Origin of the sequence: Archangium sp. (assembly GCF_036389735.1) — a bacterium.
GTDB lineage: Bacteria > Myxococcota > Myxococcia > Myxococcales > Myxococcaceae > Archangium.
The window spans coordinates 1-4577 of the sequence record NZ_DASVWK010000575.1 but is presented as its reverse complement, the minus strand read 5'-3'; the positions used below and the strand labels follow the sequence as shown (position 1 = coordinate 4577).

Genomic DNA, 4577 nt, shown 5'->3' with positions numbered 1-4577 from the left:
GCCCGAACCAGCCGGCGATGACCACCGGGTGGACCAGCAGCTCCTTGCCCGCCGGCAGCGGCCCCAGCACGAGCCACTGAAGGCCGACCAGCAGCAGGTTGTCGCCGAAGATGCGCAGGGCATGGCCGGTGAAGGGCGTCTCGGGGGCCGGGGGGAGCACGGAGAACTTCACCAGCACCCACTGGATGAAGTCCTGGCCCAGGCTCCACAGGGAGGACTCCCCGGGGAAGGAGGAGGCGGGCAGCGGGGGCGAGTCCACCAGGGCCGAGTGCGCCAGGCCCCAGAGGAGGATGGGCAGCGCCACGGCGAGGCCCGCCAGCGGCCCCGCCGCTCCGATGTCCACCAGGGCGTTGCGGGTGGGGATGCGGCCGCGGATGCGGATGACGGCGCCCAGCGTGCCCACGCCCAGGTACGGCAGGGGGATGAAGTACGGCAGCGACGTGTCCACTCCATGCCAGCGGGCCAGGACGTAGTGGCCCATCTCGTGCGAGCCGAGGATGGCCAGCAGCGCGGCGCTGAAGGCCAGGGCCTGTGCCAGACGCTCCTCGAGCGGCAGCCCCGCGTCGTAGAGGAACGCCCAGTCATAGGTGAACGAGGTCGTCCCCACGGTCAGAACGAAGAGCAGCAGGTGAAGCCAGGGACGGTTGGCGGTGCGGACGGTGGTGGCGCTCTCCATGGGTCCGTCGTGGGTAGCAACGCCCGGCGCGCGTTTCAATGCGAGGCCGCGCGCAGTGGACGTCCGCGGATAGTCACGGGATCCATTGCTTGACTTGACAGGCACCTTTGCTACGACACCGCGCCATCTTGAGGACCAACCGACCCGGCGAGTGCCTGGTCAGCCGATTGGTCAGGTCCGCAGGCGTTCACTTTTGGAGGGAGCACACCATGAAGAAGGCCATTGTTTCGGCGGTTGTCGCGAGCAGCCTCGTTGCGTGCACCAGCGTGGAGACGGCCGTTGTCTCGGGCAATGAGGTCTCCGCGGCCGGTGGCGAGCCCATCGCCGTGGTTCAGGGTACGGCGATCGGCCTGACCGCCATCTTCCACGTCATCGACCTGGTGCAGAGCGACCTGGACACCGTGGTGAACAAGCTCCTGGTGGCCGAGGCCAAGGCCATGGGCGGCAACAAGGTGCAGCTGCTGACCGCCGGCACCACCCCGCGTCACGGCATCTTCGCCCTCAGCGGCCTCATCATCGGCTTCCCCGTCTCGGGCGCCGTCGGCGTGGCGGTGAAGTAGTCAGCCCGCGTCATTTGCACGTAGTGTGTGAAGGCCCCCTGGCGACAGTGGGGCCTTCTGCTTTTCCTGGCCTCCATGCTCGCTCGTCTCCTGCCCCTCCTGCTGCTCGTCCCCGCTGGCTGCCGTCGCGGCGAGGACCCCTCCGTCCTGCTCTCCGACGCCAGGCAGCGCCTGTCCGCACGCGATGGCCGACTCACCAGTTACGTGCTGGCGGGCAGTGCCCGCGAGGGTGGGCAGACGATGGACTTCCAGTTCGCCTACCGCGCCCCGCAGAAGATGCTGGGCTCGCTCGGGGCCCCCGCCTCGCGCACCTATGCCTGGGATGGCGAGCACCTCGTCGAGCGCTCCGACACGGCGAAGACGTTCGTCACCTACAAGGACGAGCTGCCGCCGGACAAGCGCGCGGGCGTGCTCACGCAGCTCTTCTCGCCCTTCGCGCCCGAGGGCTTCCGCGCGCCGCTGCTGCCAGGCAAGGGAGTGAGCGCCCAGCGGGCCTCGCATCCGCGCTCGCCCGAAGCGGTGGAGCTGACGGTGCGGCCCGAGGGCACGGACGTGGAGGTGACGTACGTGCTGCGCTGGCCCGCCATGGACTTCCTTGGCAAGCGCACCCGCGGCGGTGGCGCCACCTCGGAACTCCGGGTGGAGGACGAGCAGTGCGAGCAGGCCCTGGGGCTGTGCGTGCCCAGGCGGCTGACCCAGTGGGCGGACGGGCAGCAGGTGGCGGAGACGACCCTGTCGCGCGTGGAGCTCAACCCCACGCTGCCCGCGGAGACCTTCGCGCTCACCGCGCCCGAGGGGTACGACGTTCAGAGCAAGACACTCGTGGTGGCCGGAGCGCCCTGACCCACACCTTCCGGGGTTGCTGGCACCCGGAGCCATCCCCACCTTCCCCGCCGGGAAGGAGTGCGACGGTATGGCGCTGGTTCAGAACGTCATCTTCGATGTGGACGGCACGCTGGTGGATTCGGTGGATGAGCACGCCGAGGCTTGGAGACGTGCCTTCCTGGAGTTCGGCCGCGACGTCCCCTTCGCGCACGTGCGCAGCCAGATCGGCAAGGGCGCGGACCAACTCGTTCCGGTCTTCTTCACCGAGGATGAGCTGGAGAAGTTCGGCAAGGAGCTGAGCGACTACCGCTCCGAGCTCTTCAAGCGCGAGTTCATGCCCAAGCTGCGCCCCTTCCCCAAGGTGCGCGAGCTGTTCCAGCGGCTGCGCGCGGACGGCATCCGCATCGCCCTGGCGTCCAGCGCCAACGGCGACGAACTGGAGCACTACATCCAGCTGTGCAACCTCGGGGGGCTGACGCAGGCGGAGACCTCCAAGGCGGACGCGGACAAGTCGAAGCCACACCCGGACATCTTCGAGGCCGCGATGGAGAAGCTGGGCCGTCCGGAGGTGCACAGCGTGGTGGTGATTGGGGACACGCCCTACGACGCGCTGGCGGCGAGCAAGCTGAGCCTGCCCACCGTGGGCGTGCTGTGCGGCGGCTTCCCCGAGGAGGATCTGCGCACCGCGGGCTGCCGCGCCATCTACAAGGATCCGGCGGACCTGCTCGCCCACTACGAGTCCTCGCGGGACACCTGGCCGTGGGCCGCCGACGCGGTGGACGCCGCCAAGGACGACGAGTCGCGCTAGGCCCGCGACCCTCTCGCGGAGCCCGGGTTCATGGACATGAACCGCGCCCCTACCGCCCGCCGTCTGCTCACCGCCGCGCTCTGCCTCGCCCTTGCGCTGGGCGGCGTGGCCTGCGACGCGTCCCCCGACGAGGCCGACCTCGCCATCGGTGAGGCCGCCTCCTACCTCTCCGCCTCCGAGGAGTCCGGGGACCTCTGCGGCGACGCCGTGGCAGAGGCCTCCGCCGAGATGCTCGGCACCATGGTCTCCGAGGATCTGGACACCGCCATCGTCTCCCAGACGAACAGCACGGTCATGTGTGACTTCAGCGCTCGCCGCCAGGAGGTGCTGGAGAAGTACGACACCAACCATGACGGCACGCTGAACCGCGCCGAGCTCCGCGTGCTCAAGTCGGACCTCGACACCCAGACGGATCCGCGCTTCGCCCGTGCCGGGCTGCGCCTGCGTCGCTGGGCCTTCTGGCGCGTGCGCTGGGCCTTCGATGAGAACGGCGACAAGGTGCTCTCCACCGACGAGCGCACCGCCCTGGTGGATGCCATGGAGGCCCGCTGCCAGCGGCTGGGCCAGCGGCTCCTCGAGAAGTACGACACCACCCAGGACGGCACCCTCGACGACGCCGAGCGCCAGGCCGCTCGCCAGGAGCGCCAGACCGCCTGGGAGCAGAAGCGCCAGCAACTGCTGACCCAGTACGACACCAATGGCGACGGCGGGTTGGAGCTCACCGAGCGTGCCCAGCTCCGCGAGGAACGCCTCCAGGCCATGCGCGCCCGCCGGCAGGAGCTGTTGGCCTGGTACGACACCAACCACGATGGCCGCTTGAGCCCCGAGGAGTCCCTGCCGCTCCGCCAGGAACTCCAGCGCCGCATCATCGAGGGCCACGGCGCCGACTGAGGAACCTGACCCTCGTCTCCTCCCCTGCCGAGGGAGGAACGGGGGGAGGTGGCCTGGAGTACAGCGACTCACCTGGCCCGCATCCCCGCCCGTGCGCACCCTAGTCGGCAATGGCAGCCGAGGCCCCTCCCAATGATGTGCTCAATGAAGCGCCCCGGCGCACGGCCCTCGACGAGGGGCCCGCGCTCGTGGTGGTGAACTCCAAGTGCCGCATGGGCCGCGAGGCCCTCCCGGCGACCATCGCGGCGCTGGAGGCACGCGGCATCACGCTCGTGGGCTCCCACCGGCTCTCCAAACCGAAGAGCATGGACCGGGTGCTCCAGCAGGCCCTCCAGGCGGGCGTGAAGCGCATCCTCATCGGGGGCGGGGATGGCACGCTGAACGCCGCCATGCGCCACCTGCTCGGGCGCGATGTGACCCTGGGCGTGCTGCCACTGGGGACGGGCAACGACTTCGCGCGCTCGCTCGGCATTCCCCCCACGCTGGAGGAGGCCTGCGACATCATCGCCGCGGGCTACACCGCGCGGGTGGACGTGGGGCTCGCCAACGGGCGGCCCTTCCTCAACGCGGCGAGCCTCGGCCTGGCCACCGCCATCGCCAAACGACTGACGCCTCAGCTCAAGCGGCGCGTGGGCAAGCTGGCCTACCCCGTGGCCGCCTTCGCCGAGCTGTGGGAGCATCAGCCCTTCCACCTGCGGGTGAAGACGGACCGCGGGGAGCTGGAGGTGGACGCGCTCCAGTTCGTGGTGGGCAACGTGCGTTACCACGGCGCGGGCAACATGGTGACGCCGGACGCCACGCTCGATGACCACCGCCT

General features: G+C 70.0%; 6 protein-coding genes. 5 read left to right on the top strand and 1 reads right to left on the bottom strand.

Annotated features, from left to right (window positions below):
• On the bottom strand, positions 1-676 hold a 676-nt coding region (locus VF794_RS20140), incomplete at its 3' end, for a site-2 protease family protein (protein WP_331112804.1).
• A gap of 209 nt (positions 677-885) precedes the next feature.
• Between VF794_RS20140 and VF794_RS20135 the strand changes: the two genes are divergently transcribed.
• The 5 genes from VF794_RS20135 to VF794_RS20115 all read left to right on the top strand — a co-directional run.
• On the top strand, positions 886-1236 hold the full coding sequence (locus VF794_RS20135) for a hypothetical protein (protein WP_331112802.1): 351 nt from the start codon (positions 886-888) through the stop codon (positions 1234-1236).
• Between the two features lie 75 nt (positions 1237-1311).
• Complete coding sequence (locus tag VF794_RS20130; RefSeq protein ID WP_331112800.1) at positions 1312-2079, top strand: hypothetical protein; 768 nt, start codon at positions 1312-1314, stop codon at positions 2077-2079.
• A 76-nt stretch (positions 2080-2155) separates the two neighbouring features.
• Positions 2156-2869: an HAD family hydrolase gene (locus VF794_RS20125; protein WP_331112806.1), complete on the top strand. Its 714-nt coding sequence runs from the start codon at positions 2156-2158 to the stop codon at positions 2867-2869.
• A gap of 30 nt (positions 2870-2899) precedes the next feature.
• Positions 2900-3760, top strand: a complete 861-nt coding sequence (locus VF794_RS20120) for a calcium-binding protein (protein WP_331112799.1) — start codon at positions 2900-2902, stop codon at positions 3758-3760.
• Between the two features lie 110 nt (positions 3761-3870).
• Positions 3871-4577, top strand: a 707-nt coding sequence (locus VF794_RS20115; protein WP_331112797.1) for a YegS/Rv2252/BmrU family lipid kinase, incomplete at its 3' end; no start/stop codon positions are given.

What these genes read in the sequence shown, in the direction of transcription:
- VF794_RS20130 (WP_331112800.1), top strand. Translation starts at nt 1,312, where the DNA reads ATGCTCGCTCGTCTCCTGCCCCTCCTGCTGCTCGTCCCCGCTGGCTGC.
- VF794_RS20120 (WP_331112799.1), top strand. Translation starts at nt 2,900, where the DNA reads ATGGACATGAACCGCGCCCCTACCGCCCGCCGTCTGCTCACCGCCGCG.
- VF794_RS20135 (WP_331112802.1), top strand. Translation starts at nt 886, where the DNA reads ATGAAGAAGGCCATTGTTTCGGCGGTTGTCGCGAGCAGCCTCGTTGCG.